Annotated in this window: 13 protein-coding genes; all 13 read right to left on the reverse strand. The window is 65.7% G+C overall.

The window, feature by feature from the left end; all coding sequences use genetic code 11:
• Positions 1 to 52: 52 nt before the first annotated feature.
• The 13 genes from ACZ1JC_RS24670 to ACZ1JC_RS24730 all read right to left on the reverse strand — a co-directional run bounded on the left by ACZ1JC_RS24670 (position 53) and on the right by ACZ1JC_RS24730 (position 16,838).
• The gene (locus ACZ1JC_RS24670) at positions 53 to 562 is read right to left on the reverse strand and encodes a type III secretion system chaperone family protein (protein WP_465137658.1); all 510 of its coding nucleotides are present in this window, start codon (positions 560 to 562) and stop codon (positions 53 to 55) included.
• 164 nt (positions 563 to 726) lie between these two features.
• Positions 727 to 2,733 (reverse strand): SPOR domain-containing protein, encoded by a 2,007-nt coding sequence (locus tag ACZ1JC_RS24675; protein WP_465137657.1) that lies wholly within the window; start codon positions 2,731 to 2,733, stop codon positions 727 to 729.
• Between the two features lie 320 nt (positions 2,734 to 3,053).
• On the reverse strand, positions 3,054 to 4,640 hold the full coding sequence (ftsZ, locus tag ACZ1JC_RS24680; RefSeq protein WP_465137656.1) for a cell division protein FtsZ: 1,587 nt from the start codon (positions 4,638 to 4,640) through the stop codon (positions 3,054 to 3,056).
• A 180-nt stretch (positions 4,641 to 4,820) separates the two neighbouring features.
• A complete protein-coding gene (ftsA, locus tag ACZ1JC_RS24685; RefSeq protein WP_465137655.1) occupies positions 4,821 to 6,101 on the reverse strand; it encodes a cell division protein FtsA in 1,281 nt (426 codons plus the stop codon).
• Positions 6,101 to 7,087, reverse strand: a complete 987-nt coding sequence (locus tag ACZ1JC_RS24690; protein WP_465137654.1) for a cell division protein FtsQ/DivIB — start codon at positions 7,085 to 7,087, stop codon at positions 6,101 to 6,103. Before ACZ1JC_RS24690 ends, ftsA begins: the two co-directional genes overlap by 1 nt.
• Positions 7,084 to 8,046: a D-alanine--D-alanine ligase gene (locus ACZ1JC_RS24695; protein WP_465137653.1), complete on the reverse strand. Its 963-nt coding sequence runs from the start codon at positions 8,044 to 8,046 to the stop codon at positions 7,084 to 7,086. Before ACZ1JC_RS24695 ends, ACZ1JC_RS24690 begins: the two co-directional genes overlap by 4 nt.
• Positions 8,043 to 8,975, reverse strand: a complete 933-nt coding sequence (murB, locus tag ACZ1JC_RS24700; protein WP_465137652.1) for a UDP-N-acetylmuramate dehydrogenase — start codon at positions 8,973 to 8,975, stop codon at positions 8,043 to 8,045. The genes ACZ1JC_RS24695 and murB overlap by 4 nt, the downstream gene beginning before the upstream one ends.
• Before the next feature lie 112 nt (positions 8,976 to 9,087).
• Entirely contained in the window at positions 9,088 to 10,509 is a 1,422-nt protein-coding gene (gene murC, locus ACZ1JC_RS24705; protein ID WP_465137651.1) for a UDP-N-acetylmuramate--L-alanine ligase, read from the reverse strand.
• On the reverse strand, positions 10,506 to 11,690 hold the full coding sequence (murG, locus tag ACZ1JC_RS24710; protein WP_465137650.1) for an undecaprenyldiphospho-muramoylpentapeptide beta-N-acetylglucosaminyltransferase: 1,185 nt from the start codon (positions 11,688 to 11,690) through the stop codon (positions 10,506 to 10,508). The genes murC and murG overlap by 4 nt, the downstream gene beginning before the upstream one ends.
• Positions 11,687 to 12,886 (reverse strand): FtsW/RodA/SpoVE family cell cycle protein, encoded by a 1,200-nt coding sequence (locus ACZ1JC_RS24715; RefSeq protein ID WP_465137649.1) that lies wholly within the window; start codon positions 12,884 to 12,886, stop codon positions 11,687 to 11,689. Before ACZ1JC_RS24715 ends, murG begins: the two co-directional genes overlap by 4 nt.
• A 1-nt stretch (position 12,887) precedes the next feature.
• Positions 12,888 to 14,237 carry a UDP-N-acetylmuramoyl-L-alanine--D-glutamate ligase gene (gene murD / locus ACZ1JC_RS24720; protein WP_465137648.1) on the reverse strand — a complete coding sequence of 450 codons (1,350 nt, stop codon included), beginning with the start codon at positions 14,235 to 14,237 and terminating at the stop codon, positions 12,888 to 12,890.
• Positions 14,238 to 14,241: 4 nt separating this feature from the next.
• On the reverse strand, positions 14,242 to 15,312 hold the full coding sequence (gene mraY / locus ACZ1JC_RS24725) for a phospho-N-acetylmuramoyl-pentapeptide-transferase (RefSeq protein ID WP_465137647.1): 1,071 nt from the start codon (positions 15,310 to 15,312) through the stop codon (positions 14,242 to 14,244).
• Between the two features lie 17 nt (positions 15,313 to 15,329).
• Complete coding sequence (locus ACZ1JC_RS24730) at positions 15,330 to 16,838, reverse strand: UDP-N-acetylmuramoyl-tripeptide--D-alanyl-D-alanine ligase (protein WP_465137646.1); 1,509 nt, start codon at positions 16,836 to 16,838, stop codon at positions 15,330 to 15,332.
• Between the last annotated feature and the right edge of the window lie 2 nt (positions 16,839 to 16,840).

The following is a 16,840-nucleotide window of genomic DNA, read 5'->3' on the forward strand; positions in this document are numbered from 1 at the left end:
CTCGAACCGGGCCAGCGGCTGCCAGCCCGGCAATCATGCATTCAAATCCGGATCACGCCTCGCCGGCGGCGTCGATCAGAGCGGCGGCCAGCGCTTCCGTGGGGGTCTTGTCGCCCCAGAGGATGAACTGGAAAACCGGATAGAAACGATCGCATTCCTCGATCGCGGCTTCCACCACGGTCTGTGCCTGGTCCAGGCCAAGCAGTCCGTCCTCACCCAGCATCAGGCCGTGGCGATAAAGCACCACGCCGCCATTCGACCAGACATCGAAATGGCCGACCCAAAGCTGTTCGTTGATCAGCGCCAAGGCCTCGTACACGGCCGAGCGCTTCGCATCGGTGATGCGCACGTCCGGCAGGCAGAGCAACTGGAGCACCCGGTCTTCGGGACGCCAGATGGCCTGGAATTGATAGGTAGCCCAGGCGCCCTTTACCTCGCCCGAAAGCTCATCCTCACTGGCAAGTTCAAAGGGCCAGTCACGCGCCTCGAAAAGTGCGGCCAGCATCTCCACGGGAGCGCTGTCCTCTTCGTCTCGGCCGATATCGTCCTGAACCGTTCTCATGATCTCCGACATTCGACCTCCGCAACGCTTGGCCGCATGGATGCTTTGCCTTGCCCCTCCTGCACAACCCGGACGCCACGATCGCCTGCGCAAAACTGCACTGGGCTGTTAACAGCGTGTGGATAAGATCAGGCGGGCGGCAGCACCACCGCGGCTTCGGACGGTTACTTGGCCGAAAGCGGGTCGACTACCTGACCTGCCGGACTTGTCCAGGGCAGAGCATCGTCAAAGCCTTGCTTCTTGGCGTCGGCAATAAACGCATTGGCGGCCTTTTGGGTTTCGAAGGGACCCACAAGCACGCGATTTGTACGCCCCATGTCGCTCACGTAAGGCTGGCGCCCCTTAAGCAGCTCGGGCGATTGCTTGAGGTAGCGGCGCCAATCGAAGGCGATGGCATCCTTGTCACGCCCCACGCCGATCTGCACCCAGATGCGGCTTGGATGGGCGGGAGCGGCAGGCTTCTTGCCCTTGGCGGGCGCATCGGCCTTGGCGCCCGGCTTGCCCTCGGTCTTGGGATCGCCCTTCGGATCGCCCTTCCCTGGGCCCTTGGCCTCAGGCTTACCCGTCTTGGGGTCAACTTTGCCGGCCTTGGGGCCAGGCTTCGTAGTGCCCTTGGCGTCGGGCTTGCCTTCCACGACATCGTCGGGCTTGACCTCGGGCTTCGCGGAGACCTTGGGCGCCGGCGGCGGTGCCGGACGAGCGGGCTCGATCTGTCGAATATCCACGGCGCCGGCGGTGGGGACGATCTGCATCCCCGGCTTCCCGAGGTCCGCGAATATCTCGGCCAGCGACGGCTGGTGTGCGCTAGGCTCGGGCGGCGCTTCCGCGACAGGAGCAGTTGCCGGCGTTGCCGCGGCTGCACGCGGAGGCGGCGCTGCTGTCGGCGGGGTCTGCACGCGCGAAAGGTTGAACCCCTGCCCGCTTGCCGTCGCGACCGAGGACGGCAGCGTGGGCGGAGTCGGCGGAATCGAAGTCCGGGGAGCCGAAGTTGGCGGAACGGAAGTCGCGGCCATCGAAGGCACGGCCATCGAAGTTGGGGGCGCCGCAACCGGCGGCGTAGTGCGGGCGACGGTCGGCGCCAGTGCAGAAGGAGCAGGCGCAGCCGCCTTACCGGCTACGGCCGGCAGTTCGCCCGAGGCATCGCGTTCGATGGTGGGCATGGGCTCGGGCGGAGCGACCCGCGCCGGCTGGGCCGGCACCGAGGCATGCGACATGTTGCCGGACGACGCGAGATGCGTTGACGTGCCGCTGGAAAGCGGTGCGGTCTGCGCCACCGTAGCCGGCGCCGGGCGCGATGGCGTGGCGGCGGACGATGTCTTGCGACCGCCGCGCGTGCCTGGCTTGCCAGCGGCCGGCGGGTTCGCCGCAATGCGCGCCTGCGACGCCATGGCCGCCTCGGTCGCGGCAAGTTGCGTTGCGTAAGCCGAGATGCGCGGATCGTCGTGGCCGATTTCGGACGCACGCGGGAACTTGCCGAGGTTGGCGGCCGCCGCCTGCTGCGCCCGCGTCAGGCGCGGCATGTAACGCAAGTACGGGGCAATATTCTGCGCCAGTTGCGGCGGCAGAATCGAGTTCGATACTTCCACCGCCTGCTGCGTGTCGCCGCCGATCGCCAATGCGAAGGCCCGCGTACGCCAGCCCGGCTTGTCCTGCTTTTGCAGCAGCGGCATCAGTGTAGCCTGCGCTGCCGCACCGTCACCGGCGATCGCCTGGCTGACGGCAAGACGCATCCGCGCGTCCTCATCCGCCGCGCCGCCAAGTGCCGCCGCATAGTAATGCTGGGCCGTCGCGTTCGCGCCCACCAGATCGTAGGCCAACCCGCGATCTGCCGCGATCTGGCTGGGAGTGGCTCCTGCCTTCTCAGCCTCTGCGAACAGTGGAATGGCCGATACCGGGTCGCCGCTCAACGCCAGGGCGCCAGCGAGGCCCGCCTTGATATGCGCATTGCCCGGCGTGATTTCGTTGGCACGGCGATAGAAGCCGATGGCAGCGTCATAATCGGCCAGCGACTTGGCCGCATCCGCAGCATCGACAAGCGCCGCCGCATCGCGCGGATTACGCCCGAGACGCGCCAGTGCGGCGCTCAGCCGCTGCGACTGCGCGCCCGGCAGCGCCTGAACCACCGGCCGTGCGACAACGGGAGCATTCTGCGCGGCAGACACCTGCGGCATAAACAATGCAGGCAACACCAGCGTGGCCGGCGCAAGCATGGGAAAACCAAGCGAAGCCCGAACGCCACGAACGGCCCGCGGCTTGATGCCCGATTGCTTCTGCCTCACCGCCACTGCTGCGATATCCTTGCTATCCGGCGCGCGGGTCGGGCCATGCAGGCCTGACCGTTCCATTCGCGCCACTGATCTTGTCCGGCTGGCCTATGGCGCCCACCACCTGAACCTCGGGCTAACACACGCTAGCATGACGCGCGCCCGCCGTTCCGGAAATAGCGACGGGGCGGGCAGCCCGAAAGCCGCCCGCCCCGTCAGGTACCGAATTACTGGTTGTTCTGGCGGCCGAGGAAACGCGGGATCGAGATCGATGCCGAGTCCTCGTCGTCGGCCGACGGCTCGGGAGCCGCTGCCTTCGGACGCGAAAGACTTGTCATGCGTTCGAACAGCGTGCTGCCTCCGCCAACCGGACGGGCCGGCGGCGCCGTCGGAGCAGGCTCGGCCGGGCGGCGCTGACGCAGCGGCGAGTTCGGCACGGTCTGCCCGCCATCCAGCAGCAGTTCGTCCTGCGGTACGCCCGGCGTTTCGAGACCGCCCGACAGGTCGAGCGGCGCACGCTGGCCGTGCAGGCCGGTCAGGCTGCCGTAGGCGTCATTGGCTGGTTCATCGACATGCGCTTCCAGCTCTTCACCCGCACCCAGTTCGAGTTCGAACGGCTCGGCCTCAGGCGCCGCGGCGTGAACCGGCGCGGGTTCTGGGGCCGGGGACGACAGATCGAGCGGCGCCGGGGCTTGGGCCGGTTGGGGAGTAAAGGCCGACGGCGTCTGGATCGCCGGACGCGAAGGCGCATGATGCTCCACCGGGGCCGGACGCGAAACCATCGGGCGAACAGGGCCCCGTCCGGCACTCAGCGACACCGGGCGCGCGGCGATTTCAGCCATTTCACTGGTCTGCTCGATACCCGTGGCGACCACCGAGACACGAATCTTGCCCTGCAGGTCCGGGTTGAACGCCGAACCCCAGATGATGTTCGCATCGGGATCGACCAGTTCGCGGATGTGGTTAGCCGCTTCGTCGACTTCCAGCAGCTTCATGTCGTCGCCGCCGATGATCGAGATGATCACGCCCTTGGCGCCCTGCATCGAGACGCCGTCAAGCAGCGGGTTCGCTATGGCGCGTTCGGCCGCTTCGAGAGCGCGGTTCGGGCCTTCGCCTTCGCCCGTGCCCATCATCGCCTTGCCCATCTCGCCCATGACCGAGCGGACGTCCGCGAAGTCGAGGTTGATGAGGCCCGGCATGATCATCAGGTCGGTGATCGAGCGCACGCCCTGCTGAAGCACTTCGTCGGCCAGCGAGAACGCTTCCTTGAAAGTGGTGTCCGCCTTGGCGACCAGGAACAGGTTCTGGTTCGGGATGACGATCAGCGTATCGACGTGCTTCTGCAGTTCTTCGATGCCCGCATCGGCAGAGCGCATGCGGCGCGTGCCTTCGAACATGAACGGCTTGGAAACCACGCCCACCGTCAGCACGCCCTTGGCGCGTGCGGCCTGTGCGATGATCGGCGCGGCGCCAGTGCCGGTGCCGCCGCCCATGCCGGCAGCGATGAAGACCATGTGCACGCCATCGAGCAGACGCTCGATGTCAGGCAGGGTTTCCTCAGCGGCAGCGCGGCCCACTTCGGGGCGGGCGCCGGCGCCGAGGCCCTGCGTGATATCGGGCCCCAGCTGAATGCGGGTTTCCGCGATCGAATTGTTCAGCGCCTGCGCGTCGGTATTGGCGACGACGAAGTCGACACCCTCGATCTGCGCCTGGATCATGTTGGCGATGGCGTTTCCACCCGCCCCGCCAACGCCGATGACGACGATGCGCGGACGAAGCTCTTCGATTGCCGGCGGTCCGATGTTGATGCTCATTTCGTTCTCCTGGCAGGCCCGTGCGCGAAGAAATTTACCTTGACTAGTTTGATTGCACGCTTCGCTTCATCGAGGCAAAGCGTGCCGGCTCTTTGTCCACAGCAGAAACCGCCGTTTGCGGCCAATCGTGCCGGTTTTGCCATGGCCCCAATGGGCCCGGCACCCTGTCGGCACGATCGGTCAGAAGTATTCCCTCAGTGCTCTATAGACGCGATTGATCACGCCCAGGCCCGAATAACTTATTGTCTGCTGCCGGTTCTTTCCGAAGCTGCGAATATCCACGGGGTCCGCGCCGGCGTAGAGAACCAGGCCGGCAAGCGTGGAAAATCCGGGTTTCACGTGCGCCTCGGCCAATCCGGTCAAGTGCGGCACGCTGCCCACGCGCACCGGCTTGCCCAGCGCGGCCTGCGCATAATCGGCGAGTCCCACCAGTTCGGCGCCGCCGCCAGTAAAGACCACTTGTTTGCCGCGCTGCGCATTGAAACGCATCACTTTCAGCGCCTTGTTTATTTCTTCCATCAACACGCCCAACTGGCCGGTGATGACGCCGATCAGTTCGGCGCGGGGGATGCGGTTCTTATCGTCGGCATGGCGGGCGACCGGCCCGGCATGTTCCTCGCCCGGCGCGTTGACCGGGATCATCTCGCGGTGATCGTGCGGGCTGGCGATGGCCGAACCGTTCACGCATTTCAGGCGCTCAGCCTGGAAGCGGCGGATGCCGAAAGCCGAAGCGATCGCGTCGGTGATATCGGCAGAGCCCATGGGAATCGAGATCATGTCGATCAGCAAGCCGTGCGAATAGACGGCCACGTTCGTCACTTCCGCCCCGAATTCGACCAGCGCCACACCCAGATCGCGCTCTTCCGGCGAAAGACACGCCTGCCCCGCCGCAATGGGCGAGCCGACGATCGCCTCCACTTCCAGATGCGCGCTCTGCACCGCCTCGGTCAGATTGCGGATCGGCGCGCCGTCGGCCAGCATGATGTGGATGTCCACGCCCAGTCGCTCGGCATGGAGCCCCTTGGGGTTGCCCACGCCATGCGCCCCGTCGAGCCGATACTGCGCGGGCTGCGCGTGCAGCACCATGCGTCCGTCCGGCTGGATCACCTCCCGCGCGGAAATGAGGAGTTGATCGATATCCTCCTGCTCGATCCGGCGGCCGCCGATCTCGGCATCGAACTGGTCGATCCGGCTGGCGAGCCCGGCGCCGGAGCAGCCGATCCAGACTTTGGAAACGCTGGTGTCCGCCATCTTCTCTGCCCGGTCGATGGCATCGCGCACGGCATAAGTCGCGGCGGCCATGTCGGTGACGTAGCCGCGCTTGATGCCCTGACTGGCGCGGTGCCCGGAGCCGAGCACGATCATGTCGCCCATTTCGGACATGCCGGCGACGATGGCGGAAATGCGGAAGGAACCGATGTTGACGGCGCCGAATACGCGGGTGATCCGGGGGCCTGCCATCACTGCTCCTCCGCGTCGGCGGGAATTAAGGTCTTGGGTGCCTTATCGGTGGCATCGGCAGCGGCTTGACCGTGCGGCACGGCACCGGCGCTGGAGGCGATCTCCTGCCCCTCGCCTTCCGGCACGCGCATATAGATGCGATCCGGCGCACGCATGTCGAAGGCCATGACTTTGCCGCCCAGCAGGCGGTTAGTGCCATCGAGCCGCGCGAAAGTGACCAGCGCGCCGGCGGCCTCCTTGTCGCCTTCGGGCAGCGCGAGGACCTGTCCGGTGCGGAAAGTCAGGTTCCAGCGGCGGTTGCCGATCCACTCGGCTTCCTGCACGCCGGGCTGCAATGCGGGCGCGGCTTGCAACAGATTGGCAAGCTCCGTCACCTGCTGGCCCGCGCCGGGGCCGGAGACGATCAGCTTGCCGCCGGTATCCTTGCGGCTGACCTGCTCCAGCTCATGCCCGGTCTCGTCGATCAGCACGAACTGATCGTCCTTGCGCAGCACCGCATGGGCCTCACGCTCGACGATATCGATCACCAAGGTATCGGGAAGCTGGCGCGATACGCGCGCGTCCTTGACCCACGAGAGGCCCAGCAATTCGGCGCGCAGCGCGTCGAGATCGACCTCGGTCATCGCGCGGTCACGCTCGGCCAACGCCTTTTCGTAGACCTTCAGCTCGTTCAGGTGCTTTACGCCGCGCACTTCCACGCGCTTCACTTCGAAGCCGGCATCGGCCGAAACCCGCGCGAACTGGGCATTCGCCAGCATCGGCACGCCGGCGGCATTGGCCACCACGCAGGCAAGCCCCACCGCGCCGCCCAGAATGGCGACGAGGAAGATCTTGTGCAGCTGCTCTTCGGTGAACGGCAACCACGACATCGCCGCGTCGAGCGTCGATCCCGTGGTCGCCTTGGCCTTGCGGACCTTGGCCTTGGTGCCTTGCCGGGCGGCGACTTTCCTTGCGCTCTTCGGCTTGCGCCGGATCGTCTGGCTCATCCGCCCTCCTTCGCAGCCTTGGAGGTGCGCGCATCTTCGAGCGCTTCGGCAATAATCGCCTCGACCAGATCCGGATATTCCATGCCGCAAGCGCGGGCCTGTTCGGGCACGAGGCTGAGCGGGGTCATGCCCGGCTGGGTGTTCACTTCCAGCAGGAACAGCCCTTCGACGCCCTGCGTGTCATCCCAGCGGAAGTCCGAACGGCTGGTGCCCTTGCAGCCCAGCAACTGGTGCGCGCGCAGAGCCAGATCCTTGCACGCCGCCGTGATCTCATCAGGGATCTCGGCCGGGCAGATGTGCTGCGTCATGCCGTCGGTGTACTTGGAATCGAAGTCGTAGAAGCCCGATTTGGGCCTCAGTTCAGTGACCAGCAGCGCGCGATCGCCGATCACGGCGGTGGTCAGTTCAAGGCCGCGAATATAGGGTTCGGCCAGAAGGCGGTCGAAATGCTGCCAGGGGCCTTCGGTCTCGCGGCCGATCGGATTGCCGTAATTGCCATCGGCCGTGACGATGGCGACGCCGACGGACGATCCTTCGTTGACCGGCTTCAGCACATAGGGGCGCGGCAGCGGATCGCGCTCGAAAATCTCGGCGCTCTCGACGATGCGGCCGCCGGGCATCGGAATGCCGTGCGGGACCAGTGCCTGCTTGGTCAGTTCCTTGTCGATGGCGATCACCGAAGTGGCGAGGCCCGAATGGGTGTAGGTGAGGCCCATCAGGTCCATCATGCCCTGCACCGTACCATCCTCGCCCGGCGCGCCGTGCAGCGCATTGAACACCACGTCCGGCTTGGCTTCCGCAAGGCGCAGCGCGACATCGCGGTCCATATCGATGCGGGTGACCTTGTGGCCCTTGGACTCGAGCGCCTTGGCCACGCCCTCACCGCTCATCAGCGAGACCGGCCGCTCGTTCGACCAACCGCCCATGAGGACTGCGACGTGAAGCTTGGGGAGGGTCACTTCTGAATACCTACTCGTTCTTGATCTGGCGCTCCGGCAAACATGCCTACGCGCTGGATTTCCCATTCGAGCGTGACGCCCGACTTTTCCTTGACCCGGCGGCGAACTTCTTCGCCCAGAGCCTCGATATCGCTGCTGGTGGCGTTGGCCACGTTGAGCAGGAAATTGGTGTGCTTCTCGCTCACTTGCGCGCCGCCCAAGGTCAGGCCGCGGCAGCCGGCTTCGTCCACCAGAGCCCAGGCCTTGTGGCCTTCGGGGTTCTTGAAGGTCGAACCGCCGGTCTTGCTGCGCAGCGGCTGGCTGGCCTCGCGGCTGGCGGAAATGCGGTCCATCTCGGCCTGGATCGCTTCTGGCTCGCCGGGTTGACCCTTGAAGCGGGCGGAAACAACCACCGCGCCCTCTGGCAGTTCCGAATGGCGGTAGGTGTAGCCAAGGTCGGCATTGACCAAAGTGACCAGTTCGCCGGAACGCAGGACGACATCGCAATCGACCAGTACGTCCTTGACCTCACCGCCATAGGCGCCGCCGTTCATGCGCACGAAGCCGCCGACGGTGCCGGGGATGGAACGCAGGAACTCGACACCGGCAATGCCGCTGTCGCGCGCGGTCGAGGAAACGAGGATGCCGCTGGCGCCGCCGCCGCATTCCAGCGTCACGTCGTCCACTTTCGTCACTTTGGCGAAAGGCTTGCCAAGGCGGATCACGACGCCGGGAACGCCGCCGTCGCGTACGATCATGTTGGAGCCGAGGCCCAGCGCCATGACCGGCACGGCGGGATCGAGATCGCGCAGGAATGCCTGCAAGTCGGCCAGGTCCTTCGGTTCGAACAGCCACTGCGCCGCGCCGCCGGACTTGAACCAGACGAGCGGCGCCAACGGCGCATCGGCCGTCAGCTTGCCGCGCGTTTCCGGGAGGAGAGGTTGCGCCACGTCCATCATCCTTCGACAAGCTCAGGATGAGCGGTGTTGAAGTGACCGAGGTAATAAAATCCCGCTCGTGCTGGGCTTGTCGAAGCACTGGGGCGAGGCGCGAGATAGCCGGTCACGCAGCCCTCCGCTTGACCACGGCATCGGCCAGACCGGCCGCCCACTTGGTGATGTCCCCCGCGCCGAGGCAGACGACCATGTCGCCCGGCTGGATCGAGGTTGCCAGCACATCGGCCAGCGCGTCCGGCCCGGCGATGACTTGCGCGGAACGGTGCCCACGCGCCTTCATGCCGGAGACCATGTGATCGGAATCGACGCCTTCGATCGGCTGTTCGCCCGCTGCATAGACCGGCGCGGCATAGACCACGTCGGCATCGTTGAACGCGCCTTCGAAGTCTTCCATGTGATCGCGCAGGCGCGTGAAGCGGTGCGGCTGGACCACGGCGATGACGCGGCCCTTCACGCCTTCGCGCGCGGCAGCCAGCACCGCGCGGATTTCCACCGGGTGGTGGCCGTAATCGTCGATCACCGTCACGCTACCGCCCTCGACCGCGATCTCGCCCACCTTGGTGAAACGGCGCTTCACGCCGCCGAACTTGGAGAAGCCGGTCTGGATGCAGGCATCCGAGCAGCCCATTTCCACGGCGACGCCGATGGCCGCGAGCGCGTTCTGGACGTTGTGGCGGCCTGGCATCGGCAGTTCGATGCCCTCGATCCGGCGGAACGAGCCATCCCGCTGGCGCAGCGCCACGTCGAAACGGTTGCCGCCCGGAACCGGCGTCACGTTCTCGCCGCGAATGTCCGCCTGCGCGGAGAAGCCGTAAGTCACCACGCGGCGGTCCCGCACCTTAGGGATCACCGCCTGCACTTCGGGATGATCGATGCAGAGCAACGCGCAGCCGTAGAACGGCACGTTTTCGATGAATTCGACGAAAGCGTCCTTCACCTTGTCGAACGAACCATAGTGATCGAGATGCTCGGGATCGATGTTCGTGACCACGGCGATGGTGCCGTCCAGACGCAGAAACGAACCATCGCTCTCGTCCGCCTCCACGACCATCCAGTCGCTCTCGCCCAGACGCGCGTTGGAGCCGTAAGCATTGATGATGCCGCCGTTGATCACGGTGGGATCGACCCCGCCCGCGTCGAGCAGCGCCGCGACCATCGACGTCGTGGTGGTCTTGCCGTGCGTGCCGGCCACCGCAACGGTGTTCTTCAGGCGCATCAGTTCGGCCAGCATCTCGGCGCGGCGCACGACCGGAATGCGGTGTTCGAGCGCATAGACCACTTCCGGGTTCTCACGCTTCACGGCGGTAGAGGTGACGACCACGGCCGCACCTTCGACGTTTTCCGCCGCATGGCCGATCGAAACCTTGATACCGCGCTTGCGCAGGCCTTCCACCACATAGCCTTCGGCAATGTCGGAGCCCTGCACGGCATAGCCAAGGTTGTGCATCACCTCGGCAATGCCGGACATGCCGATGCCGCCGATGCCGACGAAGTGGATCGTGCCGATGTCGGTGCCGACGCCCTTCATGCGGCCGTACCCTTGCGCGCGAGAGCTTCGCCGCCCTTGGCGGGCACGGTCTTGTCCATTCGAATTACGTCCATAATCGGGCTGGCGCCGAAGCTTTCTACAAGATCGGCAAGATCTGCCGCGGCATTGGGATAGCCGCAATTCCATGAGGCATGCGCGGCATTGGCCAGCGTCTCCGGATGGAGCGCCATGGCCTGAATCTGCTTGGCCAGCGTGGAAGCGGTGAAGCTTTCCTGACGGATCGCACGCGCACCGCCGGCGGCCACGATCTCCCGCGTGTTGGCGGCCTGATGGTCGTCGGTGGCGATAGGCAACGGAATCAGGATCGCCGGACGGCCCACATCGGTCAGTTCGGCAATCGTCGAAGCGCCGGAGCGGCCGATGAAGAGATGCGCGCCGGCCAGACGTGCAGCCATATCCTCGAAATAAGTCGCCAGTTCGGCCGGGATGCCGTGGCTGGCATAGCGGGCGCGAACCGCCTCGATATCCTCGGGACGGCACTGCTGAATCACCTGAAGGCGCGAACGCAGCGCCGGGGGAAGCATGGCAAGGCCATCGGGTACCACTTCGGAAAGAACACGGGCGCCCTGGCTGCCGCCGGTGACGAGGATGCGCAGCAGGCTATCCTCGGTGAATTCGGGGAACGGCGCGTCGCGCAACTTCAGCACTTCGTCCCGCACCGGATTGCCGACCAGCGTGACCTTGCCGGAGAGCTTGAGGTCGAGCCGGTCGACCTGCTCGAAAGCGGTGGCGATGGCATCGACCTTGCCCGCGAAGTAGCGGTTCACGCGGCCGAGGACCGAGTTCTGCTCATGCAGGATCGTCGGAATGCGGGCCGAACGCGCGGCCAGCATCGTCGGCATTGCCGGATAACCGCCGAAGCCGATCACAGCGGTGGGCTGGAAGCTTTCGAACAGGCGCAGAGCCATGCGCTTGCCTTCCAGGATGCCGCGCAGGCCCTTCAGCCAGTTCAGCGGGTTCTTCCCCGCGATGCGGCCCTGCGGCAGCACGTGCGCCGGCAGATAGTCAGGCTTGCCCGGAATCGCGGCGCCGCGCTCATCGGTGATGAGCGCGACGTGATGCCCGCGGCGGTCCAGTTCGGCGGCAAGCGCGAAGGCGGGGATGAGGTGTCCGCCCGTCCCGCCCGCGGCGAGAACGTAGTGGCGGCTGACCAGACTCATGAAGAAACGTCTCCGATGGCGCGCAGCGAAAACGCCTCGCGCTTGATAAAGGGGTTGCGGCGCGTGATTGCCAGCAGCAGGCCCACCGTCAAGCACATGGCGACAGTCGACGATCCACCGTAGCTGATCAGCGGCAGCGTCATGCCCTTGGAGGGGAAGAGCTGCAGATTGACGAGGATGTTGATGAAGGCCTGCCCACCGAACTGAGACGCGATGCCGGAAGCGGCAAGCACCGTGAACAGATCTTCCTCATCCACCAGACGCAGCATCACCCGCACCAGCAGTGCAAGATAGAGGCCCACGATCACCATGCAGGCGATCAGGCCGAATTCCTCGCCAATCACGGAGAAGATATAGTCGGTATGCGCTTCGGGGAGCGCCATCTTGCGGATGCCCATCCAGAAGCCCTGCCCGAACCAGCCACCGTTCAGCAGCGTGCGCTGGGCAAGGTCCACCTGATCGAACGCGTTGCCGCCCGAGAGGAACGAATCGATGCGGTTCCGGCCGTTGGCGTAGGTAAAATACATCAGGACAATGCCGGCCACGCCCGCCCCTGCGAACATGCCGATACGCTTCAGTGGAATGCCCGCCAGCAGGATCATCACGAAGAAGGTGCCGGAAAACAGCATGGTCGAGCCGAAGTCGGGCTGCGCCATCAGCAACGCGCCGATCAGGCCCATCAGGCAGAAGCACAGCGCCACCACCGGAATGTTCGGATCGCGCGCACGCCACGAGAGGATCCAGGCCAGCAGGATCGGGAAACCGGTGCCCAGGAACTGCGAGGGCTGGAGCGAGATGCCGAAGTGCAGCCAGCGCTTGGCGCCGTTCACTTCCGAACCCACCACCGGCACCAGCAGCAGGCCGAAGATCATCATGCCCGCAATCAGGATGCCCAGCCGCCGCGCGCTGTCTTTCGACAGGCTGGAGGCCCAGAACATCGCGCAGAGCCCCACGAACTGCCAGCGCAAGTGCAGCCAGAAGAAGTAGAGCGAGGGCAGATGTTCCTGCGAGGTCGACAGACGGCGCGCACTCGCCGGGGAGCCGGCCGCAACGGCAATCGCACCGATCCCCATCAGGATCAGCACGAGGGCCAAGAACGTACGGTCAATCTCCTGCCACCAGATCGCCAACTGACCGCGACGGTTGCGGTTGTAGCGCGTGTTGGCGGGAGTGTTCCCCGGCGCGACAGTGGCCATCCTAGTGCTTCTCCCCTGCGGCCGCCGCTTCACCCTGCGTTTCCAGCAGCGCTTCGACGATCTGGCGGAACGCCAGCCCGCGCGCTTCGTAATCGCGGAACTGGTCGAAGCTGGCGCAGGCGGGGGAGAGCATGACGATATCGCCGGGGACGGCTTCGGCCATGGCTTCGCGGATGGCTTCGGCCATCATCTCGCTGCGGTGAACGCGCGTATAGGGCGCAAGGATTTCGGCAAAGCGCGGGCCGGCATCGCCGATCGTGTAGGCGGCGGCGATATTGCCGAAGAACGGCGCGCACTCGTCAAGGTCGTCGCCCTTGGGCAGACCGCCGAGGATCCAGTGGATGCGCGGGTTCGGATCGGGCGGAAATGCCGCGATGGCCGGCGCGGCCGAGGCCGGGTTGGTGGCCTTGGAATCGTTGATGTAGACGACGCCGTTGGCCTCCGCCACGCGCTCCATGCGGTGCGGAAGGCCCCGGAACTTGCGCAGCGCCGGCTTCCACTTGCTCGCCGGAATGCCCAGCGCCTCGACAATGGCGACGGCCACGGCAGCGTTCTGCAGATTGTGCGGGCCTTGCAGCGAGGGCCAGTTCTTCTGCAGCGCCGCAAGTTCATGCCCGTCCACCTCGCGCACGACACCGGGTTCGCGGCGCGCAGTCTCGACGGCGGCGATATCGGCGGTCTCGACATCGCCCTTGCCGAACACGGCGGGGCGGGTCGCGCCCTGCATTTCGAAGAGCCGCGCCTTGGAGGCAGCATAGGCGGCGAAGTTCTCGTAACGGTCGAGGTGATCGGGCGTGATGTTGAGCAGCGCCGCCACATCACAATCAAGGCTGCGCGTGAGGTCGATCTGATAGCTCGACAGTTCGAGCACGTAGACGCCGCCTTCGGACAAAGGCTTGGCCGAGAGCACCGGCACGCCGATGTTGCCGCCGACACGTGCCTCGACGCCAGCCGACTTCAGCAGGTGCTGGACCAGCGAGGTGGTCGTCGACTTGCCGTTGGTGCCGGTGATGCCCACCACGCGGTGCGCGGGCAGGCTTTCGCGGGCCAGCGCGAACAGTTCGATATCGCCGATCACCGGCACGCCATAACGGCGCGCGGCTTCGGCGATGGGGTGGGTGTTGAGCGGAACGCCGGGCGAGACGATCACGCCGTCATAACCGGTAAGATCGGCGGTCACCGGATCGGCCAGTTCCACGCGGCCAGCCATCTGCTGGCGCGGCTCATCGCGCGAATCCCAGGCCATGACATGCGCGCCGCTGGCCAGCAGCGTTTCCACGGCAGCAAGGCCCGAGCGCGCGAGGCCGAGGACCGCGTAACGCTTTCCGGCAAAGGCGGGAGAGACGATCACGCGCTTATCGCAACTTGAGCGTGGACAGCCCGATCACCGCAAGGACGATCGAGATAATCCAGAAGCGGATAACGACGGTCGATTCCTTCCAGCCCTTCTGTTCGAAGTGGTGATGGATCGGCGCCATGCGGAACACGCGGCGCCCGGTACGTTTGAACCAGAAAACCTGAATGATGACCGATGCCGCTTCCAGCACGAAGAGGCCGCCGACGATGGCCAGTACGATCTCGTGATGCGCGGCAACGGCGATGCAACCGAGTGCGCCGCCGAGCGCGAGGCTCCCGGTATCGCCCATGAATACGGCGGCGGGCGGCGCGTTGAACCACAAAAAGGCCAGGCAGGCGCCGATGATGCCCGCGCAGAACACCGCAAGTTCACCCGCGCGCGGCACATGGGGAATGCCCAGGTAGTTGGCGTAGTCAACGCGGCCGGCGAGGTAGCAGATGATCGCGAAAGTGCCCGCCGCGATGATGACCGGCATTGTCGCCAGCCCGTCCAAACCGTCGGTCAAGTTCACCGCGTTGCCGGCGCCCACGATCACGAAGGCAGCGAAGACGTAGTAGAACGGCCCGAGCGGTGTGTAGCGGCCCGAAAGGAACGGCACGTAGAGGTTGGTGTTCAGCTGGCTGACGATGATGTAGGCGGCGATACCCGCCACCACGAACTCAAGGCCCAGACGCAGCTTGCTGGAGAGCCCGGCAGTGCTGCGCTTGGAAACCTTGTCGTAATCGTCGAGGAAACCGATGATTCCGAAGCCCACGGTAACGGCGATGCAAGCCCAGACAAACGGGTTGGTCACATCCATGAACAGGATCATCGATGCGACCAGCGCGGTCAGGATCATCAACCCGCCCATGGTCGGCGTGCCGCGCTTGGCCAGATGGCTCTGCGGACCGTCCTCACGGATCGGCTGTCCTTTGCCCTGGCGCACGCGCAGCATGTTGATGAAGCGCGGGCCGATCAGCAGGCCGATGCCCAGCGCCGTCATCAGCGCCGCGCCGGAACGGAAGGATTGGTAGCGGAAGAGGTTGGACAGTCCCTCGAAGTGGAACCATTCTGCGATCAGATACAGCATCTTGCGGGGGAGCCCCCCTACCCTTCCTGTTTACCGAGTTCCGTTACCAGAGAAGCCAAGCCAACCGAGTTCGAGCCTTTGACCAGGATCACATCGCCCTGCTCCAGCCCGAACGCGCGCAGCGCATCGACAGCTTCCCGCACACTCAGGCAATGCGCGAAGGGCACGCGCTTGCCAAGCGGAACGCTGCCCGTTTTCCCCGATTCCGGGGATTCCGACGCATTCGCAAGCACATCGACCAGCGGGCTCATCTCGTCACCCACCAGAACCGCGTAATCGACCTTGGCGGCGGCCAAGGGTGCGGCCAGTTCGGCGTGGAAGGCAGGACCATGCGCGCCCAGTTCCTTCATCGAACCCAGCACCGCGATCCGGCGCGTAGCGGCGGTGCGGCCAAGCTGTTCCAGCGTTGCCCGCATGGAAGCGGGGTTGGCATTATAACTTTCGTCAATCAGCAAGGCGCGGCGGCGGCCCTCGGCGTCGGGCTCCCCACCCGGAACGTCGATCTGGAGCCGCGCGCCGCGTCCCGGCAACCCGCCCATTTCGGCGAGCGCCACGCCAGCGGCGCCGAGGTCCCCCTTGACCGCGCGCACCGCGGCCATGACCGCGAGAGAATTGATCACATGATGCTCGCCCGGCGCCGCCACAGTGTAGCAGACGCGCCGATCGCGCATGTCCACCGTCACCAGCGATCCGCCGCCGATGGCCGGCACGGTATCGAGCAGGCGCACGCCCGCATCGGCCGCCTTGCCGAACGAGACGACTTCGAAGCCCAGCGCTTCGGCCGCTTCCTTCAGGCGGTGGAAATAGGGGCTGTCTGCTGGGATCACGGCCACGCCGCCGGGTTCAAGCCCCTCGAAAATCTCGGCCTTGGCATCGGCGATGGCCTCCATCGATCCCAGCATCTCGATATGCGCGGGCGCGATGGTGGTGATTATGGCGACGTTCGGGCGCACCTGACGGGTGAGCGCGGCGATCTCGCCCGCGTGGTTCATGCCCATCTCGAAAATGCCGAAACGTGCGCGCGAGGGCATGCGCGCAAGGCTGAGTGGCACGCCGACATGGTTGTTGTAGCTCTTCACCGAACGGTGCGCATCGCCGCGGCTCGCACGGTCCAGCGCGTCGAAGATCGCTTCCTTTACGCCGGTTTTGCCCACCGATCCGGTGACGCCGATGATCGGCCCGCGCGCACGGGCCCGCGATGCCGCACCCAGCCGCTCCAGCGCCTCGGTCGTGTTCTCGACCAGAATGTGCGGACCGTCGACCGGGCGGTCTACCACGGCGGCAGCCGCGCCCTTGGCGAAGGCGCCTTCCACGAAGCGGTGGCCGTCCATCGCCTCCCCCTTCAGGGCAAAGAACAAGTCGCCGGGCTGGACGTCGCGGCTGTCGATCTCGACGCCGGACACGGTGAAGTCACCACTCGCCTTGCCCTGCATCACCCGCGCGAGTGTGGCCGAATCCCACAATGCTTGGGTCAAGTCCTCGGCGGCTTCAGCGGGCCATTCGAGAATCCGGGCGTGAGCGTTCATGG

The sequence above is a fragment of the Sphingomonas sp. BL-S-28 genome, from assembly GCF_055521515.1.